This window comes from Pseudomonas sp. BJa3, assembly GCF_026343815.1.
Taxonomy (GTDB): domain Bacteria; phylum Pseudomonadota; class Gammaproteobacteria; order Pseudomonadales; family Pseudomonadaceae; genus Aquipseudomonas; species Aquipseudomonas soli.
The window spans coordinates 1-228 of the sequence record NZ_JAOXMC010000631.1 but is presented as its reverse complement, the minus strand read 5'-3'; the positions used below and the strand labels follow the sequence as shown (position 1 = coordinate 228).

The 228-nt window shown below is 67.5% G+C and carries 1 protein-coding gene; it reads right to left on the bottom strand.

Features of this window, described 5'->3' with window-relative positions; genetic code table 11:
• On the bottom strand, window positions 1-228 hold a 228-nt coding region (locus OH705_RS29070), incomplete at both ends, for a hypothetical protein (protein WP_267303682.1).

Sequence of the window (228 nt, the reverse complement as noted above, 5' to 3'; positions counted from 1 at the left end):
CCCACTGCGCGCGCAGCTTCTCCAGGTCCGCGTCGGAATAGCGGCCATCCTCGATGGCGCTGAGCACGCGGCCGATGCCGGCCTCGTCGGTGAGCTTGGGCTGCGCAGGCGCGGCGTCGCGATCGGCCGCGACCTGTACGCGGCCTTCCTCGGCACGCTTGACCACGTCCTGGATCATTTCGACCAGGCCCATCTTCATGCCATCGTTGGGGTGGTAGATGCGTTCCA